Here is a 19,416-nt window from a genome sequence, read left to right as displayed (position 1 = left end):
GGGAGGTCCGGTGTCGGCTCAGGAGCGCATGGCCTTGACGAGTGCATCGAGCTTCGCGGCTGCGGTCTCCAGGTGGGCGCGGTGGGCGTCATCGTCGTCGAACACAGAGAGCCTGTCCGCGCTCGAGGTGAACGGCTCGTAGCCGGCCAGCAGCTCCTCGATCTTCTCCAGCTTCGCCGAGGCTGACTCGTCGGTCTCGGGGTCGCCGTCCCAGACCGGGGCATCGTTGAGGTTCACCCGGATGCGGCCGGTGGCGTTGCTGTCGATCTGGAACACCGGCACGCCGTCATCGCCGACCCAGGTCTGGACGGTGCCGGCTCCGGCGGGGTGCTCGAGCTCGGTCGCCTCGGACTTGCCGGCCTCGAAGGCCTGCTCCTGCTCGCGCGCCTCGCGGCTGTCGTGGTAGCTCTCCCAGTCCTTCGCGCTCCAGCTGAACGCCTGGGCCAGGGTGTCGACGTCGTCGCCGTCGTACTCCCACGGGTCGACGTCGGCCAGGATGTCGGCCGGGTCTGTGACGTAGACGGTGTCGGCGGCCGGCAGGCGGATGCCGATCTTGTCCGGGAAGCCCGGAACGTCGTACGTCACCTGGCCGTGCAGCCACGAGCCGTTGCTGTCCCACGGGTTGCGGATGGCGGCCTGAGTGCCCTCGGCGAGCGGCTGCGGCACGGCCGCGAGCTCGACGCCGGACTCGGCCTTGGGCTGGGTGGCGAACTGGCCGCCGGTGGAGACACCGTGCTGGACGCGGCGGACCTGGGACTCATCGAAGGTGGTCATGTCTTGGTAGATGTGCGGTGCCGCCTCAGCAGTCCTGCACGACCAGGGACTCGCCCTCGACGGTCAGCCACCGGTCGCGCGCCCCGGTGGACTCGTGCAGAGCCAGGAGCGCTCGGGCGCGGCGCAGCGCACGTTCGGCCGCGTCCTGGGCCGCCCGGGCACGGTTCTCGGTGTCGGCGGCCTGCGCGTAGGTGCGGGCGGTGGAACGGCCGTCGTGCAGCTTGGCGTAGGCCATGCCGTACGTCGCCCGCCAGGCGCCATCGGCGGCCTTGGCCCGTTCGGCCAGGATGTCGAGGACGGTGGCGTCACGGTCGTCCTCGGCGTTGACGAGCCGGCGTTCCAGCTCGGCGTCAACGTAGGCGGGGTCGTCGCGGAGCAAGTCGCCGAAGGACCGCTGCCGGGTGTGGTGCTGCCACCAGGACCCACCCAGGACCGCGGCGGGGTCGGCGTCACCGACATCGGTGTCCAGGAGCGCCTTGACCTGCTCGGCGTGGCCGGTCAGCCACTGCTCGAATGCGGCCTCGACGCTGGCGCGGTCAGCACGGTCGACGGCGTCGGCGGTCAGCGGGGCGTGGTTGTTCTCTGCGTGCGCCTCCAGCTCACCGGTGGGGATCAAGAAGCCGCAGCGCAGGCACTCCAGGTACCCGTCCTCGTCCTCCTCGCCGTAGACCGAGAGGGCGTCCTCGTCCATCGCGGCCGCCCACAGGCCGGCCTTGGCGGCCTCCAGCTGCGTGGCGTCCAGCGGCCCGCCGTGTTCAGCCAGGGTGACCGGGGACTCGGCCCTGGGCTGGCTGGCGAACTGGCCGCCGGTAGAGACGCCCTGCTGGACGCGGCGGACCTGGGACTCCTCGAAGTTGGTCATGACCTGGTAGATGTGCGGGTCAGCCGACCCGGCCGAACCCCTCGGCGAGCAGCGACTCCAGGCGCGAACGGCCGGGCTGCTGAGGCAGCTGTCGACCCAGCGACCCGGACAGCTGTTCGCCCAGGCGCTGCAGCACACGGTCCAGCTCCTGAGGGTCGGTGACGGTGATGTCGCCGTAGTCGGTGCGCACCCGGGCCGCGACGATGCCGGAGTCCTCCACGCGCAGCCGGACCGGCCGCGGGCGGGGCGTGCCACCGTCGGTGACCTCGAGGTAGGTGCGGCCCTCGACCACGAACACCTGGACGCGCACGACCTCATACGGTGCGCGGCTGGCCGGCAGGGCGTCCATCTGCGGGTTGTTCAGCACCGTGTCGAAGGCGCGCTGCACTCGAGCCTGACGGGTGATGTCGGCGACCAGGGCGTTGATGGTGTCCGGGTCCGCGGTGCGGTGCGGGTCGTAGGTGCTGTGGGTGGCGTCACCCTTGTACCCGCTGTCCTCCAGCTCGGGGGTCTCCCACTCCGCGCGAGCGTCCAGGTCAAAGGCGTCGCCGTCGGCGCGTGCCCGGAAGCTCAGCTGCACCGTGGTGTCCCCGTCGGGTGCGCTCACACGCACGAGCTGTCCGCCCGGGCCTGCAAGGTCGACGGCCAGCGGGAGCCGCTCGATCGTGACGTTCTCGATGTTCGTGCCCAGCGCTTCGGCCAGTGCCACGGCGCTGGTGGCGACCGCAGTGTCCTGCGGGTCGGGCCCGGTCAGGAGCAGGCCGGTCTCAGTCTTGGGCTCGGTGGCGAACTGGCCACCGGTGGTGAGGCCGGCGGGCTGACGGTTGCGGGTCGTGTCACTCATACCCGGGTAGATGTGCGGCGCTGCTCAGTCGGCCAGCCGGAGCAGGGTCAGCTGCTCGCCGTCGTCGAACCGGGGCCGGTACACGGTGTGCTCGAACCACATCGCGATGTCGTCGGTGAGCACCTCGGTGCCCTCGGGCAGCGTGTCGTAGTAGCCGGTGCGGACCCGCCAGCCGTAGCCAAAGTGGCGCCAGGGCGGCAGGGGAGTGCCGACGGCATGGTGGACGGCGACCTCGCACAGCAGGTCTTCGTCGTGGCCGGCGCCGCGGACCACCATGACCGGGACCACGGTGCCGTCCAGCTGGCGGACCTCGCCGGTGCCGACGTACTCGATGGCATCTCGGGCGGCCGTGTGCAGCTCCTGGGCGTAGGGGTCCTCGCCGAGGCTGACCTCGGTGCAGCCGCAGCCGCCGAGAACCTCCAGCGACTTCCGCGCCTGCGTCCAGACCGCCGAGCCGATGGTCGCGACGCTCAGCGGCGCGAGCTCGCGCAGCAGGGCCGCCGCAGCGGTCGGGTCTTGGTCCAGGGTGCGTAGCGCAGCCCGTAACGCCTCGGCGCGGGTCATGGTCATGAGGTCCGTATGTGCGGCGTCACCACCTATGCACCGCGACGGCACGCTCGATGCTAGCCAGCACCCCGTCGTGGACCCACACCCGGTTGCGGGCGGACGCGGTGACCTCGGTCAGCACACCGGCGCGTGCCAGCTGGTCCAGGGCCCGGTGCGGTGCTGCTCCGGTCAGGCCGGTCAGGCGCCGCACCGTCGGGGCGTCCAGCACGGGGTGCTCCGGCAGCAGGTCCAGCACCCGCCAGGCGGCCGCCTGCGGACGGACCGTTGCGGTGAGCCGGTCGCGGGCGGCGTCCAGGTGGGCGGTCAGGTCCGGCTCGAGGTGCTCGATGGTGGCCGCGGCACTGGCCGCCGCCTGCGTGAAGGCATCCACGATCGGGGTGACGTCGCCGTCGCGGAACGCGCGCAGCGCCTCGATGTAGCCGCCCGCGTCGGCAAGCAGCCCGACCGACAGCGGTACCGGCCCGGGGCCGATGATGCCGGCGCGGGCCAGGGTGGTCTGGACCAGGGCGCGGCCGACCCGGCCGTTGCCGTCCCCGAACGGGTGGATGGTCTCCAGCTGGGCGTGCACGAGCGCGGCCAGGGCCAGCGCGGGGATGTCGTCACGGTCGGCGAACCGGGCCAGGTCAGACATCGCGGCCGGGACGTGGGCGGCGCGCGGTGGGACGAACGCCGCGGTGGCCGGGGTGCTGCCGGGGCGCCCGATCCAGACCTGCTGGGTGCGCCAAACTCCGGCACGCCCGGCCCAGGCCGGGTCGGTCCCGAGCAGCGCCAGGTGGCAGGTCAGAGCCAGGTCGTCCAAGGGGGCGACCGCGCCGGCGGCGATGTCGGTGGCTGTCGCGGCGGCTGCGGTCAGCCGCGCTGCGGGTCCGGTGCGGCGACCGAGCTGGGTCAGGCCGACGTCGAGCGCGTCGGCCACGACGCCCTCGATGCGGGAGGAGGCCATCGCCTCGGCCAGGGCCAACGGCCGGTGCAGGACACTGCGCGCAGTCGCCCGGGCGAGCGTGACGCTGGCATGGCACAGGCGCGCGGTCACCACGGTGGGCAGGTCGAGCTCGATACCGGCCAGCGGCGCGACCACAGCGGCCAGGTACGGCGCCTGCAGCCCGGTGCGGGTCGAGGTCCACACCTGCGGCTCGCCTGTCACAGCCGGCACGGTCACAACCGAGAACACGGCGCCTCCTTGCTTTCAGTAATGCGCACAACCGATGGCAGCGGGGTGGAGTTGTTTGATTAGCTGCACCTCAGGCAGCCTGGTCGTGCAGGAATCGGGCGTAGGCGACGATCTCGCGGGCCAGGCGCGCCGCCACCGGCAGCGGCTCGCCGTTCTCGTCGTAGCGGACCGGCAGCGGGCATTCCGCCAGGGTGAGCATCGCGCCGGAGCGGGTCTGCTCGAGAAACGTCACACGCTGGTTGCCCTGGTCCAGATCGACGTAGACCGCCTCGCGCCACGGGTCAGCCGCGCCGGCGTCCAGGAGTGCTAGCAGCGCGCAGGTGATGTGGCGGCTGACGAACGGCTGCACCACCCGGGTACTGACCCGCACTGCGGCAGGGGAGGTGATGGTTCGTTCGGCGCCGGGCACCGGGTCGCCGTAGGAGGCTGCCGGGTGGGAGGCGACCAGGTCGGCGATCTCGTCCAGGACCTCGTGCGCCAGCTGCAGCTGCTGCGTCGTGCTCATGAGTGCTGGATGTGCGGCAACCGGTCCGGGTGTGCGGGTCAGGACGCCTTGGCGGTGCTGGCCTCCCTGGCCTGCTGGTCGTCAGCGAGGAACGCCGCGTCCCCCAGCAAACTGGCCAGGTCCAGGTCGCGGGCGCGAGCGAAGTGCACCAGATCCACCAGGGCGTCGGTGACTGCGGCCGCGGGGTCCTCCTCGACACGATCAACCCACGCGCGCAGCACCCGGTTCGCCCGGGTGGCGCTCTCGCTGACCGACTCCTCGCTCCCGACCTTCTGGGTGCCGGCCGCGATCGCCAGAACCTGGTCGCGCACCGCCCCCGTGCTCTGGTGCTCGATGAGAAATGCGATGCCGTCGACGTTGCCGCACATCGTCTCGCCGTAGGCGATCAGGGCGTCGAAGTCATCCTCGTCCAGGTCCTGCTCGGTGTCGGCGTCCTGGAACTGGACGTAGACGCCGCCATCGTGGTCGCGCACGAACTCGACCAAGCCCAAGCGGTCGGTCCAGACCTCGAGCGTCAGCTTGCCGGTCTCCGAATCGCGGTAGAAGTCCAGCGTCGGCTCACCCAGGCACTTCGGGAAGGGCAGCGCATCCTCGACGAAAGCGCGGTCGAGCAGGACTGCGGCGTGCACGTCCAGCCGGACCGTGGCGGGCCCCGGCGCGTCGAGCGAGACGCCGGCCTCGGGCCTGGGCTGGGCGGTGAACTGGCCGCCGGCGGTCACGCCCTGCTGGACGCGGCGGACCTGGGACTCATCGAAGGAGGTGGTCATGCTCTGGTAGATGTGCGGAACGGGACGTACCCGGTCAGGTCCGCCCGTCCACGAGACCTCCGGCTCAGTCCTCGGTCAGAGCGGCCTGCTCCTCGCGCTCCTCGGCGGCCATCGCGAACGCCTTGCCGAGCGCAACCTCAGGGTCGATGCCGCGGGAGCTGGCAAAGTGCAGCAGGTCGGTGAAGGCGTCCTGCAGCGCGGTCTCCGGCTCCTCGTCCACCTCGTCCACCCAGGCGCGCATGACCCGATCGGCGCGTCGGGCGCCGTTGTCAGCAGGCGTTGTGTCGTCCATCTGCGGGCGGGAGCCGGTCGCTACGGCAAGCACCTCGGACTCCACGGCCTTCCTGGCCTGGGCGTCGACCTCGAACTGCAGCACGTCAACGTTCGTGCGCAAGGCGGTGCCATAGGCGATGAGAGCGTCACGCTCGTTCGAGGAGATGCTCTCCCCGTCGTACAGGCCGTCCTTGAAGGTGTCGCCATCGCCCCAGAACAGGACCGCGCCGGTCAGGTCGGTGGTGACGCTGAGAGTGATGTCATCGGACTCCGGGTCCCGGTCGTAGGACAGCTCCGGCTCTCCGAGCGAGGCGGGCAACGACGGCAGCGGACGCATGTAGTCCGACGAGAAGTGCGCGGTGGCATTGATATCGACCCGAACCCGGGTCGGGGACGCGGCATTGAGGGTGACGCCGGTCTCGGACCTGGGCTCGGTGGCGAACTGCCCCCCGGTGGTGACGCCCTGAGGCTGACGGGAGCGGGCTGCGGTGTCGGTCATGCCCGGTAGATGTGCGGGTGCGGCTACGCCGCGGCACCCTCGGTACGAACCTGCAAGGATTTCTTGCGGGTTCGAGTGGGCAGGACCCGGGTGACCCTCCGTGTGCCCTCGGTCCGAACCTGTCGGAAGTCCCGACAGGTCGCCGCTTCATCGATCGTCCATGCGGCGCGAACCCAGTCGACCGAGCGGCCAGCGGGCCCGGCGTCCACCGGGCCGAGGGGCTTGGACCTGGGTGCCGACGGACTTGCGTATGGAGCTGTCATAGGGCTCTGACCTGCGAGAACGCCGTCTCGGTGGGGGAGCCGACGGAGTACGACGGACTTTTCCAGACCCCAACTCCGTCGGGTCCTGAGTGCAAAGCTGCAGGTCAGAGGCCTATAGGAGGTACTTCTTCCTACTTGAACGGAGAAACGGAGTAACTAGAGGGGATCGCGTATAGGGGACTGTGTGTGCAAACTTCCCAGCCAGGCCGACTCCAGGGGGAAGTGGTGCCGCAGAGTTTTGCACACACACAGTCCCCTATAGGGACCCCTGAAAGCTGCTCCGTCCGTCCGTTTCTCCGTCCACCCCCTCTGACCTGCGCAAACGCTCATCTGCCCGACGGAGCAACGGAGCTGGAAGTCCGTCGAGACCGTCGAAACCGGCCGATCCGGCCCGTCGCGGGTGCCGATCCGGGGTCCAGCCCGCGGTCGGAGGGAGGGTCCCAACGTCTGCGCGCGCCCGCGCACATGTGCGCGCACATACGCGTGCGCGCCCGCGCAGACGTGAAGACCACCCCTCGTCCGAACAGCGAGACTCGAACGCCTGTATGAATCGTGATGGTTCGTGCGTACCCGCCGCCAGCTCGCACCCGCGCCTTCGAGCACCGCCCCCGCACACCCGCGACCGCGTGCCCAGGTGCCGAGAACGGGTCGCTGCCGCACATCATGGAAGAGTGACGACGACGATGACCCAGCTCGACCAGCTCGCTTCGACCCTGCGCGCCGCCGCGGCCGCCTACTACGACGGCACCGAGGAGCTGATGACCGACGCCGCCTACGACGACGGCCTCGAGCAGCTCCGCACCGCGATCGCCACCGACCCCGCCGTGACCGGTCGCTACGACGACCTGCTCACCCAGGTCGCCGCCGGCCAGTCCACCGGAGGCGAGGTCACCCACCCCACCCGCATGGGCTCCCTGGACAAGGTCGTCGGCCTGGACGCCGTCACCGCGTTCGTCACCGGCATCCCCGGGCCGGTCGCCATCGAACCGAAGCTCGACGGCCTGGCCATCCGCGCCCAGTACGACACCGACGGGTACCTGGCCTTGGTCGCCACCCGGGGCGATGGCAGCACCGGCGACGACATCACCCGCGCCGCGCGCAACCTGCGCATCCAGGGCCTGCCCAGCCGCATCGACCCCGCCTACGGCATCCGAGAGGTCCGCGGCGAGGTCTACTGCGCCGACGCCGACTTCCTGCACGCCCAGACCGTCCGGCAGGGCCTGGGTGGAGCCGCGTTCGTGAACTCCCGCAACGCCGCCGCCGGCATCCTTCGCAAGGGCGACACCGCCTACGCCGACATCCTCTCCTTCGCCGCCTACGGGGCCGAGCTGACCAACCCACCCACCTCCGGTCTCTACGACGAGACCCTGCAGGTCCTCTCCCACGCCGACATCGCCACCGCCGCCGGGCTGCTGCTGGGCATGCTGCACACGGTTCCCTCTGGGCGCGAGAACCTCGCCGACGTGCTGGCCCAGGTCGAGGCGCTGGACGCCGCCCGCGACAACATCGGGTTCCCCATCGACGGCATCGTCCTCAAGGCTGACGCCGCCGCCGACCGCATGCGTCTCGGCGAGGGCGACCGGGCACCGAGGTGGGCCGTGGCCTACAAGTACGAGGCCGAGGCCGCCGTCACCAAGGTCGTCGCCATCACCACCGCCGTCGGCCGCACCGGACGTCTGGCGATCCGCATCGAGGTCGAGCCGGTGTTCGTCGGCGGCACCACCGTCACCTTCGCCACCGGCCACAACGTCGCCTGGGTGCTCGAGCGGGACGTCCGCGTCGGCGACACCGTCACCATCAAGCGCGCCAACGACGTCATCCCCTACGTGGTCTCCGTCGACACCGGCGCCCGGCCCGCTGACTCCGCCCCGTGGACCCCGCCCGCGACCGACCCCAACGGCGGGGAGTGGGACAAGTCCACCCTGCTGTGGCGTTCGGTCGACCCGTCGCTGTCCGTCGGCGCGACGCTGCGCTACGCCGTCTCCCGGGACGCCCTGGACGTCGAGGGCATGGGGACCGAGGTTGTCGATGCGCTCGTCGAGACCGGTCTGGTGACCCGGCTGCCCGACCTGTGGAACCTCACGCTGACCGACCTGGCCGACCTGCCGCTGGCCAAGGCCCGCCGCCTGGGGGAGAAGAACGCGACCAAGATCCTCGCCGAGCTCGACAAGGCCCGCACCGCCCCGTGGGCGCGTGTCATCACCGCCCTCGGGTTGCGGATGACCGGACGCACCATGTCGCGCCGGCTGGCCGCCGCGTTCGGCAGCGTGGAGGACCTGCTGGCCGCGAGCGTGGCCGACCTGGCCGCCGTCGACGGCATCGGCGAGGTCAAGGCCCAGGTCATCTACGACGAGCTTCGCGCCCGGCTGCTGGACGGCACCGAGCAGCGCCCTCACGCGGTGGACGCGCTGCGCGCCGCCGGGGTCACCCTCGGCGCCGCCGCCCCGTCCGCTGACGCCGCTGACCTTCCGCTGGCGGGCATGAGCGTCGTGGTGTCGGGGTCGGTCCCCGGCTACACCCGCACCACGGTCGCCGAGCTCATCGAGGCCAAGGGCGGGCGGGCTTCCTCCTCGGTCTCGGCCACCACCAGCCTGCTGGTCTCCGAGCCGTCCACCTCGAGCAAGTACACCAGGGCCACCAAGCTCGGGGTCCGCATCGTCACCCCGGCGGAGTTCCTGGACATGGTCGGCTGACCCCGCCCCCGGCCCCCGCGCCTGCAACGGCATCAGCTCAGCCGATGCCGCACATACTGGAGGTAGGACTCGAGGAAGGCAGGCGCCACCCATGACCCAACCGCTACCTCCAGAGGTCCAGCAACGCATCGAGACGCACTCGCCCCGGCTTACGCTCCGCCCCAGCGCGCACGGCGAGCACTGGCAGATCGTGCCTGCCGAGCAGTACGCGCCCTACACCCGCGACGACGTCGCGCTCGACTTCAAGATCACCCCCGACGGTGTCCCGTACGTGCTGTCGGTGAAGAACCACTCCGGCTACCGCGGGTGGGGCACCGAGATGGTCCGGGCGCTGGCTGCCGGGTTCCCCGGGTGTACCGCCTGGCACAGCACCCCGGTCAAGGGGTCCGGTGTCGACTTCTGGGCGAAGGTCGCCACCGAGCGCGGTATCACTGAGCACGGCATCACTGTCACCGGGCTACCCGACCCCGCCGACGCGCAGGCTCACCTACGGAAGGCTGAGCGCGACCTCGGCGCGGGCTACTTCCAGGTCGAGCACCGCGACGGCGACCTCGCGGACCTTGACCGCCGGGTCGCGGAACACCGTGCCGGGCGGGAGCCCGCCGAGCAGCAGCAGCGCGGTGGGTTGCGGGGGTTGCTGAGGCGGCTGCTGCGCAGCTGACCGCACCCCACGGTGACGCCTGGATGCTGACCGGAACCGGGTGCTTGCCGCACATGTTGCAGTCATGCCGCTGGACCGATCGCCCGTCTACGTGGTCGTCGACCCTGCTGTGCACGACTACCACCCGGTGCTCGCTGCGTACCCGAACCGTGACGTCGCCCGGCAGGACCTGCCCGCACTGGTGACGATGTCGCAGACCGGGCACGTGCAGATCAGGGAGTTCACCGGCAAGGTCCGCACCGCCACCTGGGGTGCCCGCAAGGACGTCGACGGCACCATCGACATCCAGCCGGTCCGCCGTGACTGAGAGCAAGCCCCGCGGGGTGCCCGCCGCGTCCGTGCGCGCCCACCTGCAGCGGTACGTCGCTCAGGGTGCCACCGCCGAGTGGATCGCCGAGCGTGCCGGTGTCAGCGAACGGACCGTCCGCTCGGTCCTGGCCGGACAGCGGCCATCCCTGTACGCCGGCACTGCGCACGCGCTCATGCAGCTGCACGGTACTCCCGGCCCGTCGGCGCGGGTTGTCGACCCCGGCCCGACAGTGGCGCGGCTCCACGAGCTCATCGACCGGCACTGGCCGGTCCACGCGATCGCCGACATGGCGGGGCTGTCCCACTCCACCCTGATGCCGTCCAACCTGACCAACGGGGTCACCGAGCAGACCGAGCAGGCCGTGCGCATCGTGCACGAACGCCTCGGGGACCGGGACGGGCCCGCCCCGCGTGCCTACCCGTGGCTGGCGCAACGGCTGGAGGCACACCGGCCCAGTGACATCCGCGACGGCGCCGGACTGTCTTTCTGCACCGCCCGCCGCGTACGCGCCGGGCTACCAGTCAGGCGCAAGACTGCTGTCGCGGTGCTGCGGTGGCTGAACAGCATTGCCGCTCGGCCTAGCTGACCCCGGCCGCCTACCCCTCGGCGGAGACGTCTGGCGGCTCCAGAACCTCAGTTGCGACGGTCTCGATCGCCAGCCTGAGGCGTCCCTCGGGCGTGTATCCGAGGCTGTCACGGTCACGGGTGGGGTCCTCGGCGACTCGTAGGTCGAGCACCTCCTGCGCCGCCTCTGCGAGGTTCGCGGCCTTCTGCCGCGCGGACTCCAGCACGACGGCAGCGAGACGCAGGACCTGCTGCACAGACAGGCCAGAGGCGAGGTCCTCCTCGTTCGCGAGCTGACGGATCAACTGGTCGAGGTCCTCACGACCGATCTCGAACCGCACCTGGGTCGTACCGCCACCGGCCGCCGCTATCTCACCGTCAAGCCTCAGGCATGTCTCGTCGGCGGCCAGCGTCGGCACACCCACCTCCACGTAGCGGTCCGCGGTTTGTCCGGTTCGGAGGACACCGGAGTTCGGCAGCTCGGTCATGGGAGGAGTGTGCCGTACTCGGTCGCAGACGACAGGTCGAACACGTCCACAGATTCGGCCCGCAGAGCGCCGCTCGCGGGTTGGCACTGCTGCCTCCCGGTGGCTCATGGCGGAAGAGGCGGCTAGTGCATGGTGCTGAGTCCGCGTCGCCGAACGCCTCGCACTGTGAACGGGGCGGGACGCCGAACGGTTCAGAGGCTGGTCACCTCGGGCGCGTCCAGCATCGCCTCGATCAGCTCGGCCGCGGTTGCTGGCCGGGTCCGCGCCCAGGTCGGCTGACCGGTCAGGGCCCACTGCTCGTGGTCGCTCTCGCTGGTGAAGACGTACACGAGTCCGTCGACGTGCTCGATGACCTCGATGCTGGTGTCGGCCTGCACGGCCACCTCCTCGTTGCTCAGATGCTCTCGGCGTTGGTCCAGTCGCCCTCGCCGAGCAGCGTCGCGACGGTCTTGGAGACCTTCTGCGCCGCGGCCTTGACGGCATCGGGCTCGGCGGCGGTGGCCCACCCGGCGACGTAGGTGCCGGAGATGTCACCGACCTCGGTGCTCATGCCGTTGGCGCGGCACAGGGTGTAGGCGATCGACTCCGCCTCCACCTCCATGCGGCCGCGCTGGCCGCCGTGACCGGTATGGTACTCCTCGAGCTCGTCCAGGTGGCCGGCGGCGATGTGGCCGAGCTCGTGGGCCAGGACCTTGGCACGCATGGCGGGCGACAGCGACTCACGCACCACCACCTTGCCCTCGGGGGAGCTGTAGCCGCGGGCGCTGCCGGGCAGGTCCGCCTCGTAGGAGACGGTGAACCCGCGGCCGGTGATGGCCTTCTCCAGGTCCTCGATGTACCCGGCGGGCGGCTCAGCGGTCAGGTCGTCCTTGAGCTCGGGCAGCGGGTCGCCGTCGGTCTGGGACACGTCGAAGACCGTCGCGGTGGTGAATCCGACGACCTTGAGCTCCTTCTTCGGCTTGCCCTTCTCGTCCCGCACAGGGTTGCCGGCGGCGTCGGTGACGGTGACGCGGACCTTCCTCGGGGCCAGGATCGCGATGCCCTTCTCACCCTTCATGACCTGCCGGCCCATCTCCTCCCACTTGCGGTACCCGGCCACCTGGGTGGCGTCGGGCCGCTGGGCGGCGATCAGCAGCTGGTTGGTGAAGAAGGCCGGGGAATTGCATCCGATGCAGGATTCAGGGGGTGGAGACCCGAGCGATGCCGCGTAGTCACGGGGACCCGCGTCGTCGGGCACGAGCCCGGGATGAAGCGGCTCGGAGCTTAGAGCGAGGTCTGCCGCCGGTGTGCATCCTGCATCTGATGCATGATAGTGTCATCGGGTGTCGATGCGGGATGTGGATGGTTCGGCGGAGGGGCGGTCGCAGCGCGCGCCGGGTGACCCTGCCGCCCGGTTGCTGATGCCTGGGGTGGCGCTGTTCGCCGCGGAGGAGACGGTGTTGACGGCAATGCTGGAGGGCTGGGAGTTGCAGCAGCGGTCGCGGATGTTGTCTGGATTGACGATCGAGCGGCGGTTGCTCACGGTTCGCCGGTTCGTCTCGTTCACGAACGATTACCCGTGGCGCTGGACGCCGGGCGATGTCGAGGCGTGGACGGCGGAGATGGTCTCGGCGGGTTTGGCGCATTCGACGGTGCGGAATTACCAGATGGCGGTCGCGCTGTTCTGCGGGTATCTGTCCGATGCTCGCTACCAGTGGCACGAGGTGTGCGAACGACACTTCGGGGACGTGCCGGTTCAAATATTCCACGAGTGGAACACCGTCATCCACCGTACCGACTATGAGGGGCGGCCAGGGAACCGGCCGCTGTCGCGTGATGAGCTACAGGCGTTCTTTGACTACTGCGATCAGCGGGTTGGCCAGGTGCGGGCGCGGGGCCGGAAGGGATGGTTGGCGACGTTCCGCGATGCGGCGCTGTTCAAGACGATCTACGCCTGGGGGCTACGGCGCCGCGAAGCGGCGAAGCTGGAGATTGTCGACTGGTCGGCGAATGCCGCGGCTCCCGAGTTCGGCCGGTACGGGGCGCTGGCTGTTCGCTATGGGAAGGCGATGCGGGGCAGCCCGCCGCGCCGTCGCACCGTGTTGACGACCATGGGCTGGGCGGCGGAGGCCCTCGCTGAGTGGGTAGAGGAGGTGCGGCCGCTCTACGACGCCACGGGCACCGCGTTGTGGCCGACCGAGCGCCGTGCCGTCGTCGGCACCGACGCGATCTCGCGGCGGTTCTCCGAGTATCGAGACGCGATCGGACTGGACCGCAATCTCGGCCCTCACTGCCTGCGCCACTCGTTCGCGACGCATCTGCTCGAGGACGGCTTCGACCACCTGTTCGTGCAACAGCAGCTCGGGCACTCCTGGGGATCGACGACCGCGATCTACACCAGCGTCGGGGCCGACTACAAGAACCGAGCCCTGCGGCAAGCTCTTGACCGCGCTTTCCATCCCGAGACCTTGAACCGCGACTAGAGGAGCGACACGATGGCACGCACCCCCCAGCGCCGTCTGGGATACCGATGGCACCTGCGCCGGCTGATGGCTGAGCAGGAGATGTTCGCCACCACGATGCTCGTCCCGTTGCTTGCCGAGCGTGGTGTCCAACTCTCCGAGGCGCAGGTATACCGGCTAGTCACCGGCACCCCGGAACGGTTGAGCCTGCGCACTCTGACCGCGCTCTGCGACATCCTCAGTTGCACCCCGAACGACCTGATCGAGCCCGTCGCCGAGACTGCTGCCGCGAAAGCGACCGGCACCGGCGGGAAACCCGCGCGGGTCTCCGCGAAGGTCACCGCCCGCACTCCGCGGCGAGCGGAGGTCTCACACGCCAAGTGACCGAACAGATCTGTCAGCTCTGCGACCGCACCGCCATGAAGGGACGTGGGCTGTGCTGGAGTTGCGGCAAGGGCATCGGACGAGACCGAGGCAACTGCGCCAGATGCGGGAAGCCCAACCGGCTGCTCGACCATGACGATTGTTGTCGTTGGTGTCGTGAGCTGGCGCGGAAGCGCTGCCAGGACTGCGGACCGTGCGACGTTCCTCTCGTCGGCGTTGACGGGTCCAGGGTCTGCAACGCCTGCGCACTGCGTCGGGACCTCGACCGTGTGCTTGCCGGGGATGGTGTCCTGGCCCCGCTGCGCGAGTCGATCCTTGCCGCGGAGCCCCTCACGACGCGCCGCTGGCTGGCCCGTACCCGCGAGCTGCTGCAGGACCTCGACACCGGCCGTATTCCGCTCAGCCACGACACGCTCGACCAGTTCCCGCAACGTCGAGCAGCAGAACACCTGCGCGCTCTGCTGGTCGCCACCAGGCTCCTCGCGCCCGACCCGCACCGGAGCTTGCGCCGCCTCGAGACCCGCGTTCCGGACCTGCTCACCTCACTCGATCTCGAACACCGGCGGATCACGACGCGGTGGGTGAACTGGAAGGTCCTGCCCAGGGTACGGGCCCAGCACGAGCAACGGCGGGTCGACACCAGCGCACGAAACGCCACCCGCCAGATCGAGCAGGTCGTCGCCTTTCTCACCACCCTGCAAGAAGCTGGACGACACCTGGGCGAGACGACCCAGCACGATATCGACTCGTGGTTCGCCGGCCACGGAGCAATCCGGCACGTCGTTCGACCGTTCCTGTCCTGGGCCAGGCAGAGCCGCCAACTGCCACAACAGGTCGAGCTCCCGCGCGCCTACGTCGGACAACCCGTCGCCCCGATGGACTCCGAACAACGTTGGCAGATCGCACGCCGGCTGGTCACCGAGGATTCTCTTGATCCCGCGGACCGGATTGCTGCCGCGCTCATCGTGCTCTACGCGCAACCCTTGAACCGCGTCGTCGCGCTCACGATCGACGATGTCACGATCACGCAGACCGGCACGAGCCTGACGCTCGGCACCGATGCACTCGAACTACCTGAGCCGTTCGCGACCGTGATCCGCAGCCTCCCAGTCCGCCGCCGCCACGGCACAGCCGAGAACCTCCCAACCCGATGGCTGTTCCCTGGCAGCCACGCCGGAAAGCACATCACCGCGAACGCCCTCGCAAGCCGACTGCGTAGATCCCTGGGCATCCGGCCACGGCAACTGCGCCTGGCCGCCTCCGAACAACTCACCCGAGAGATCCCACCCGCGATGCTCTCCGGCGTCCTTGGCCTCCATCCACAAACCATCGTCCGCCTCAGCGCGAAAGCCAGCGGCTCCTGGGCGAACTATGCCGCCGACCCGTTGTCGACGTAAGCCGAAGCAAACACGACCCAGTCGCGGAGTCGGTGGATCCAGAGCAAGCGGACCGCGGATCGTGTCGAGCTGCGACCCATCGGCATGGTACTGGCCGACGAACGACGCGAGCTGCTCGAAGGGGTTCGGCGACCGGCGCGGCGACCAACGCGAGAGCTCCCCGAGCCCGCGGAGCGACCGACCACGCGCGTACTCAGCCGTGACGAACTCACGCAACCGAGCGCGCTGCTCAGTGTCCTGGGACAGCGACCTCCCTTTGAGTGGACAGAAGACTCCCCTGTGGGGGCAGCTGGTCTCCGTGTCCGGCGGATAGGTGATCCTTCTTGGCGTCGGTTCAAGGCGATCACCCCGCCTCCGGCGGTGGCCACGGCGAGTGGTTACCCACATCGTCCCGGAGCTCTTCGCTCACTCCCGGCGTTCGCAACCTCCCGAAGAAGAACACCACCTAGTCATCGCTCTTCGCAGAGGCTGGCGACGTGCGTTGGAAGCTCTTCCACTATGTACTGAGCGATGAGCTCGGTATCCGGCGTGCTCGCCCGGCCGCTGATCACGAAGCCACACTCCCCTGAGAAGTCGATGCCAGTGAGCGAGAGCTCCTCCAGATTGTCGGGCTGGGCTACCCGCAGCTCGAAGGCGTCGGGTCCGTTCACGACATCGCCTGAGTCGCCCGAGAACCACGCCTGTGCGTCCGTTGTGTCGAACCTGAGCGCGAAGCCGTTTCCTTCACTGTCCAGGGCCGTGACGCCGATGATGTCGCCGTCGGTCAGTACGCTCTCGGTTGTCAGCCCTACCGGGGAGCCAAGGTTCTCGAAGGCGGCCGCATCTGCGTCCGGAACGGGCTCGAATCCAACGGGTGTCTCCGGTGTGTCGCCGGGGGCGCCCATGCCGACGAGCGTGTCTAGGAGGTCGAACGAGGTCGCGTCGACAATGATCCATTCTTCGGGCCAACTCGGGTCGATCGGAACTCGCGGAAGGTCGCTTGCGGCGACGACCGTGATGCGGCCGGTGGTCAGATCCCGGTCGTAGCCCTCCACGACGGTGTCGACCCAGCCTGCGATGAGGATCGTGTCGGGGTTCTCCAGTTGGCGGGGATCGTCGAAGCTGGTTTCGGTGGCGGTCATGTTCCACCAGCCCTCGCCCGGGACCATCGTGAACGCTTGCGGCGAGGAGAGGTCTGCGAAGCCGTTGGGAGGGGTGACTTGAGCGCTCGGAGCTTCCGTTTCCGGATCGCCCGATTCGCTTGCACTGTCCGAAGGAGAGTCGGCAGGCGGCATGGGTGATGTGAAGAGCACGTTCCCTGCCACCAGAACTCCTGCGACGACTAGGAGAGTCGAGGCGAGCGCGGCTCCGAGGATCAGCCCGCTTCGCCTTCGCTGAAGAGCTCTAGCGCGTCGACGCACTGGATCAGTCGTAGTCATCTGTGCGGTGGGGAGGTCCGCCCGAAGCCATAGTTCCTGCAGTTCATTCTCCAGATCGTGTGTCACTGTCCAATCCTTTCGTGACTGTTCCAGCGTTCCTGCATGCGTTTGAGGGCGCGGTGGGCAGCAACCTTGACAGCGCTCTCGCTGATTCCCAGTTCCTGAGCGGTGTCCGCCACGCTGAGTCCCAGCAAGTAGCGGAGCGCGACGATACTTCGTTGCTTCTGAGATAGCGGCCTCAGCATCTCGGCGAGCACCAGCCGGGCCTCGACGTCGTCGCTGACGTGTCCCTGGGGACGATCAGGAACCGCGTCGACGAGTTCTTCGTGCCGTCGTCGCCGCCACATGTCGACGCGTAGGTTCATGAGCACACGACGCGCGTACCGCATGTGGTCCGCACCTGTGATCCGGTTCCAGTGAAGCAGCATCCGGGCTAGCGTCTCCTGCACCAGGTCCTCGCTGTCCGACCAATCGAGCGTCCGCGCCCACGCCAACCGTGCTAGATCAGGCGTCGCCGCGCGTGCGAACTCCTCGAAGTCGAGCTCCGAACTCTCACTCACAGATCAGTACTCCTTCAGTGGTTGCACGGTCTGCGTGGCCGAGGGTCGGCGGCCTGCCTACGTGGGTCTTTGAAGGTGTAGACGCGGCGAACCCCCCGGCGGTTACATCAGAACGACATCGCCCAATCTCTCGCTTGAGACCGGCAGGCCCAGCCCGGCTACACGTCAATGCTTGAAGGCACACACCCGGGTGCCTCACGACCTACTGTGACTGGCCCCTGAGGTCGGGTCCACACGGCGCGCCGACCCAGCCAGCCGTACGTACCCCGATAGGCGCGGGACCCACCGCTGGTTCACGCGCAATCGCTCTGGGTGCCTGACGAGCAGAACCTGGGTCTGGCTCCCGTCCAGTTGGTCCGAGTGCATGCCAGCTGGGGATCGCCGCGGCCCGGCGCGGTCGTCAGCAGGCAGCCGGCTCGTCCAAACGAGAGCCTCACCGAACCACGACAAGCCGCGCAGCGGGCTTGCCTTCGCGTCCGGGGCGGTTACTCCGAGGACCGTGGGGTGTCGTCCGGCGCGTTGGTGGTTGTGAGCGACAAACTCTGGAAGATGCTGCGCGTACGCATTGCCAACGACGATGCGCTAATTTCTTATGCCTGAAGCCACTGTTCTACACCGGGCAGGTTCCGGTACAACTGAGAATCTTGATCTTGCTAACGTAGACCTGGTAGTTGCCGAACGAGTAGCACTGCTGCTTCGTCGAGACTGGACCACGGACAGTTGACCAACGGGGTGTATACGCGCCGCCCCACCAGTACACGTTTCCGCGCGTGTTCCACGGGCACACCGCAGTGGGAGGGTTGTCAGAGCGAAGGCTGGGCGAGATCGTGTGCGTACCGACACCCGAGCGGCAGAGAGCGTACCAGTTGTCATCGAAGGCCTGGGTATAGGCGAATCTGTAAGACCCAGCGCCACAGTAGTAGGTAGTGCCGGAGGCGATCTCGATCAGATCGAGGGCCTCCTCCAGTTCGCTCATCTGCTCCGGAGTGAGCGGATCGACTTCGCGATCTCCCGCGCTCGACGCGCCGAACGCGGTTCCAGCGGTTCCTGTGGCACTGAGGTCTGCAGCACCCACCAACTCGACGTCCTCAGAGTCGATGAGTGTCCATCCAACGGCTCCGCCGCTGTCGGCGAGCGACTCCACGGCAGCAACCATGTCCGAGGCAAGCGAGTCCACGACCGGGTCCGTCACAGCGAGAACGTACGCAGGATCGTCGAGCAACTGGCTGGACAAGTCATCCGCAGGACTGCCCGGTGGAGCCTCTCCCGGCGGCATCAATGCCTCAGTCGATGCGTTCGCGATGCCCGCGATCGCACCAGTCGCAATCGTAACGACTGACGCTGAAACGACCAGTCTCTGCCACACGGTACGCCCCCTTCGGCTAGAACTAGGGACATAGTGGCCTCGCTCACGGTGCGCCGTCAAGGGGAGACGTGGGCAAGCATCGCGTTGGACCGCCCGCGTCTGAGGCGACCGACTGTTCAATACTCATTGATCATCGTGGAGTGCGACTTCATCCCAGCCCTCGCGACAGCGGAGTGCGAACGCGGCCGACCTGACTTGCGCGATCGCACGTCTAGGGCAGGGGCGAGTAGATTGCCCCGGTTGCGAAGATCGTGACCAAGCCAGCAGCGACAATCACACCAGTCGCTACCGGCGCGACAGTACGATGCCATCCGGCCTTGCGGCGCAGTGCGAGAGTGCCGATCACTACCGGCGCCAATGCTACGAACAGCAGCAGCACCCCTAACACGGCGACGCTGGGCGCTGTGATCTCGTCGAAGAAGTCCACCACCGCGATCGGGCGCCAGATAGTCATCGACGCCATCAGCAACGCCATTGAGGGGATGAGCGCGAGTAGCCCTGACACGAGGCAGCACGCAGCCAACCCCAAGCCGGCCAGCCAGCGGACGCTCAGGCCCGTGTCCGCGGTCGGAACTGAGCTGCTGGAAGTCACGGCAGCATCATCTCACC

Annotated in this window: 22 protein-coding genes; 7 read left to right on the top strand and 15 right to left on the bottom strand. The window is 68.9% G+C overall.

Annotated elements, in window-relative coordinates; translation table 11 throughout:
- Window positions 1-18: 18 nt before the first annotated feature.
- The 8 genes from GPA03_RS05645 to GPA03_RS05610 form a co-directional block, all read right to left on the bottom strand.
- Window positions 19-774: a hypothetical protein gene (locus GPA03_RS05645; RefSeq protein WP_156250935.1), complete on the bottom strand. Its 756-nt coding sequence runs from the start codon at window positions 772-774 to the stop codon at window positions 19-21.
- 25 nt (window positions 775-799) lie between these two features.
- Window positions 800-1,636: a hypothetical protein gene (locus GPA03_RS05640; RefSeq protein ID WP_156250934.1), complete on the bottom strand. Its 837-nt coding sequence runs from the start codon at window positions 1,634-1,636 to the stop codon at window positions 800-802.
- Between the two features lie 19 nt (window positions 1,637-1,655).
- The gene (locus tag GPA03_RS05635; protein WP_156250933.1) at window positions 1,656-2,480 is read right to left on the bottom strand and encodes a hypothetical protein; all 825 of its coding nucleotides are present in this window, start codon (window positions 2,478-2,480) and stop codon (window positions 1,656-1,658) included.
- A 24-nt stretch (window positions 2,481-2,504) separates the two neighbouring features.
- Window positions 2,505-3,050 carry a hypothetical protein gene (locus GPA03_RS05630; RefSeq protein ID WP_156250932.1) on the bottom strand — a complete coding sequence of 182 codons (546 nt, stop codon included), beginning with the start codon at window positions 3,048-3,050 and terminating at the stop codon, window positions 2,505-2,507.
- Window positions 3,051-3,069: 19 nt separating this feature from the next.
- Window positions 3,070-4,218, bottom strand: coding sequence for a Fic family protein (locus GPA03_RS05625; protein WP_156250931.1), 1,149 nt, complete (start codon window positions 4,216-4,218; stop codon window positions 3,070-3,072).
- A 70-nt stretch (window positions 4,219-4,288) separates the two neighbouring features.
- Window positions 4,289-4,723 (bottom strand): hypothetical protein, encoded by a 435-nt coding sequence (locus GPA03_RS05620; RefSeq protein ID WP_156250930.1) that lies wholly within the window; start codon window positions 4,721-4,723, stop codon window positions 4,289-4,291.
- 38 nt (window positions 4,724-4,761) lie between these two features.
- Window positions 4,762-5,490 carry a hypothetical protein gene (locus tag GPA03_RS05615; RefSeq protein WP_156250929.1) on the bottom strand — a complete coding sequence of 243 codons (729 nt, stop codon included), beginning with the start codon at window positions 5,488-5,490 and terminating at the stop codon, window positions 4,762-4,764.
- Between the two features lie 64 nt (window positions 5,491-5,554).
- Window positions 5,555-6,262 carry a hypothetical protein gene (locus GPA03_RS05610; protein WP_156250928.1) on the bottom strand — a complete coding sequence of 236 codons (708 nt, stop codon included), beginning with the start codon at window positions 6,260-6,262 and terminating at the stop codon, window positions 5,555-5,557.
- A gap of 934 nt (window positions 6,263-7,196) precedes the next feature.
- On the opposite strand from GPA03_RS05610, the gene ligA reads away from it, so the two are divergent.
- The 4 genes from ligA (at window position 7,197) to GPA03_RS05590 (ending at window position 10,775) form a co-directional block, all read left to right on the top strand.
- Window positions 7,197-9,218 (top strand): NAD-dependent DNA ligase LigA, encoded by a 2,022-nt coding sequence (gene ligA / locus GPA03_RS05605; protein ID WP_162458265.1) that lies wholly within the window; start codon window positions 7,197-7,199, stop codon window positions 9,216-9,218.
- 91 nt (window positions 9,219-9,309) lie between these two features.
- Window positions 9,310-9,879, top strand: a complete 570-nt coding sequence (locus GPA03_RS05600; protein ID WP_156250926.1) for a hypothetical protein — start codon at window positions 9,310-9,312, stop codon at window positions 9,877-9,879.
- A 64-nt stretch (window positions 9,880-9,943) separates the two neighbouring features.
- Complete coding sequence (locus GPA03_RS05595) at window positions 9,944-10,186, top strand: hypothetical protein (protein ID WP_156250925.1); 243 nt, start codon at window positions 9,944-9,946, stop codon at window positions 10,184-10,186.
- Window positions 10,179-10,775, top strand: a complete 597-nt coding sequence (locus GPA03_RS05590; RefSeq protein ID WP_156250924.1) for a helix-turn-helix domain-containing protein — start codon at window positions 10,179-10,181, stop codon at window positions 10,773-10,775. Before GPA03_RS05595 ends, GPA03_RS05590 begins: the two co-directional genes overlap by 8 nt.
- A 10-nt stretch (window positions 10,776-10,785) precedes the next feature.
- Here the strand turns inward: GPA03_RS05590 and GPA03_RS05585 are convergent, their stop codons facing one another.
- The 3 genes from GPA03_RS05585 to GPA03_RS05575 form a co-directional block, all read right to left on the bottom strand.
- On the bottom strand, window positions 10,786-11,241 hold the full coding sequence (locus GPA03_RS05585) for a hypothetical protein (RefSeq protein ID WP_156250923.1): 456 nt from the start codon (window positions 11,239-11,241) through the stop codon (window positions 10,786-10,788).
- Window positions 11,242-11,432: 191 nt separating this feature from the next.
- Window positions 11,433-11,618, bottom strand: coding sequence for a hypothetical protein (locus tag GPA03_RS05580; RefSeq protein ID WP_156250922.1), 186 nt, complete (start codon window positions 11,616-11,618; stop codon window positions 11,433-11,435).
- A gap of 17 nt (window positions 11,619-11,635) precedes the next feature.
- Entirely contained in the window at window positions 11,636-12,478 is an 843-nt protein-coding gene (locus tag GPA03_RS05575; protein ID WP_156250921.1) for an ArdC-like ssDNA-binding domain-containing protein, read from the bottom strand.
- Between the two features lie 91 nt (window positions 12,479-12,569).
- On the opposite strand from GPA03_RS05575, the gene GPA03_RS05570 reads away from it, so the two are divergent.
- The 3 genes from GPA03_RS05570 to GPA03_RS05560 are packed head-to-tail and all read left to right on the top strand — an operon-like array spanning window position 12,570 to window position 15,463.
- Entirely contained in the window at window positions 12,570-13,703 is a 1,134-nt protein-coding gene (locus GPA03_RS05570) for a tyrosine-type recombinase/integrase (RefSeq protein ID WP_227453747.1), read from the top strand.
- A gap of 12 nt (window positions 13,704-13,715) precedes the next feature.
- On the top strand, window positions 13,716-14,066 hold the full coding sequence (locus GPA03_RS05565; protein ID WP_156250920.1) for a helix-turn-helix domain-containing protein: 351 nt from the start codon (window positions 13,716-13,718) through the stop codon (window positions 14,064-14,066).
- Window positions 14,063-15,463: a hypothetical protein gene (locus GPA03_RS05560; RefSeq protein WP_156250919.1), complete on the top strand. Its 1,401-nt coding sequence runs from the start codon at window positions 14,063-14,065 to the stop codon at window positions 15,461-15,463. The genes GPA03_RS05565 and GPA03_RS05560 overlap by 4 nt, the downstream gene beginning before the upstream one ends.
- A gap of 449 nt (window positions 15,464-15,912) precedes the next feature.
- On the opposite strand, the gene GPA03_RS05555 is transcribed toward GPA03_RS05560, so the two are convergent.
- The 4 genes from GPA03_RS05555 to GPA03_RS05540 all read right to left on the bottom strand — a co-directional run bounded on the left by GPA03_RS05555 (window position 15,913) and on the right by GPA03_RS05540 (window position 19,399).
- Window positions 15,913-16,767 carry a hypothetical protein gene (locus GPA03_RS05555; protein WP_156250918.1) on the bottom strand — a complete coding sequence of 285 codons (855 nt, stop codon included), beginning with the start codon at window positions 16,765-16,767 and terminating at the stop codon, window positions 15,913-15,915.
- A 176-nt stretch (window positions 16,768-16,943) separates the two neighbouring features.
- Entirely contained in the window at window positions 16,944-17,441 is a 498-nt protein-coding gene (locus GPA03_RS05550; RefSeq protein WP_156250917.1) for a SigE family RNA polymerase sigma factor, read from the bottom strand.
- A 610-nt stretch (window positions 17,442-18,051) separates the two neighbouring features.
- On the bottom strand, window positions 18,052-18,633 hold the full coding sequence (locus GPA03_RS05545; RefSeq protein WP_156250916.1) for a hypothetical protein: 582 nt from the start codon (window positions 18,631-18,633) through the stop codon (window positions 18,052-18,054).
- A 385-nt stretch (window positions 18,634-19,018) separates the two neighbouring features.
- Entirely contained in the window at window positions 19,019-19,399 is a 381-nt protein-coding gene (locus GPA03_RS05540) for a hypothetical protein (RefSeq protein ID WP_156250915.1), read from the bottom strand.
- Between the last annotated feature and the right edge of the window lie 17 nt (window positions 19,400-19,416).

This window comes from Pseudactinotalea terrae, from assembly GCF_009733845.1.
In the GTDB taxonomy this organism is placed as follows: Bacteria; Actinomycetota; Actinomycetes; order Actinomycetales; family Beutenbergiaceae; genus Pseudactinotalea; species Pseudactinotalea terrae.
Note: the sequence above shows the minus strand (reverse complement) of the source record. Positions and strands in the feature narration are given on the sequence as shown.

Bases quoted from the DNA above. Each gene is read 5' to 3' on its own strand.
- GPA03_RS05645 (WP_156250935.1), bottom strand. From the start codon at position 774: ATGACCACCTTCGATGAGTCCCAGGTCCGCCGCGTCCAGCACGGTGTC.
- GPA03_RS05640 (WP_156250934.1), bottom strand. From the start codon at position 1,636: ATGACCAACTTCGAGGAGTCCCAGGTCCGCCGCGTCCAGCAGGGCGTC.
- GPA03_RS05635 (WP_156250933.1), bottom strand. From the start codon at position 2,480: ATGAGTGACACGACCCGCAACCGTCAGCCCGCCGGCCTCACCACCGGT.
- GPA03_RS05630 (WP_156250932.1), bottom strand. From the start codon at position 3,050: ATGACCATGACCCGCGCCGAGGCGTTACGGGCTGCGCTACGCACCCTG.
- GPA03_RS05620 (WP_156250930.1), bottom strand. From the start codon at position 4,723: ATGAGCACGACGCAGCAGCTGCAGCTGGCGCACGAGGTCCTGGACGAG.
- GPA03_RS05615 (WP_156250929.1), bottom strand. From the start codon at position 5,490: ATGACCACCTCCTTCGATGAGTCCCAGGTCCGCCGCGTCCAGCAGGGC.
- GPA03_RS05610 (WP_156250928.1), bottom strand. From the start codon at position 6,262: ATGACCGACACCGCAGCCCGCTCCCGTCAGCCTCAGGGCGTCACCACC.
- GPA03_RS05600 (WP_156250926.1), top strand. From the start codon at position 9,310: ATGACCCAACCGCTACCTCCAGAGGTCCAGCAACGCATCGAGACGCAC.
- GPA03_RS05595 (WP_156250925.1), top strand. From the start codon at position 9,944: ATGCCGCTGGACCGATCGCCCGTCTACGTGGTCGTCGACCCTGCTGTG.
- GPA03_RS05585 (WP_156250923.1), bottom strand. From the start codon at position 11,241: ATGACCGAGCTGCCGAACTCCGGTGTCCTCCGAACCGGACAAACCGCG.
- GPA03_RS05570 (WP_227453747.1), top strand. From the start codon at position 12,570: ATGCGGGATGTGGATGGTTCGGCGGAGGGGCGGTCGCAGCGCGCGCCG.
- GPA03_RS05565 (WP_156250920.1), top strand. From the start codon at position 13,716: ATGGCACGCACCCCCCAGCGCCGTCTGGGATACCGATGGCACCTGCGC.